Below are 850 nucleotides of genomic sequence, written 5' to 3'. Positions count from 1 at the left end.
GTTGGTAAAAAACCAGCAATGATTTTGGTAAGTATTCTCACCGGTAGTGCAACATTATGTATGGCATTTCTGCCAATTGAACTCTTAGGGGTATATACGCCTTTAGCCATATTATTTCTTCAAATGTTGCTATCTTTTAGTTTTGCGGGTGAAAGCCCATCACTGTCTACCTATTTTTATAAAGACTCTGAGCCCCAAGGACGGGGTAGGATTTCGGCGTTGTTAACTGGAAGTGCGGTTGTTGGTGTTATTGGCTCGTTAGGAATCGTGTTAATTCTCGAAGATATATTAGACCCTGAAACCATGCAAAGGGTGGGGTGGAGGATACCACTACTATTAGGTCTAGGTAATATACTGATCTGTTTTTGGTTTCGCTATCGCTTACCAGACCAACCCATTTAGTATGATGGGTGCCAAAGCATAGATTGGCTTACGGCATTTAATATTTTACTGGTTGTTATTCCTGGTTCGGTTATTTTTTATACCTTATACTTTTCATCTTGGTTTTTACTTACGGCGTGAGTGCTAGAAGAACTTAAAAGTATATATTCAATGATATCCTCAACTTTATTATTGATTTTAATGGCAATAGTTGGCTGGTTAACAGATAACTACAGTTACTCTGAACGGGTTTTTAACTTAGGGGTAAAGTTAGCTGCCATACTATCAATTCCTATTTATTACCTAATGTCGACTAATGTTTTATCATTAGTACTTATCTCCCAATCGTCAATTATTATTATTTCAGCAATGGTTTTATGTAATAGGAATTATGCCATGGCAAAACCAGCCAATGGACAAGTTACGACTGTAAGTATGGGATACAATCTTGCATCGACGATTATAGGGG

The 850-nt window shown here is 37.4% G+C and carries 2 protein-coding genes; both read left to right on the top strand.

Annotation, left to right across the window (positions count from 1 at the left end; genetic code table 11):
• Positions 1-402 (top strand): MFS transporter (locus tag A9O67_RS13570; protein WP_197484444.1); only part of this gene is annotated, 402 nt, incomplete at its 5' end.
• Positions 403-582: 180 nt separating this feature from the next.
• The coding region (locus A9O67_RS13770) for a hypothetical protein (protein ID WP_231960240.1) at positions 583-850 on the top strand (268 nt) is incomplete at its 3' end.

The organism is Tepidimonas fonticaldi (assembly GCF_001675355.1).
Classification (GTDB): Bacteria; Pseudomonadota; Gammaproteobacteria; order Burkholderiales; family Burkholderiaceae_C; genus Tepidimonas; species Tepidimonas fonticaldi.
This window is presented reverse-complemented; position numbering and strand designations above follow the sequence as displayed.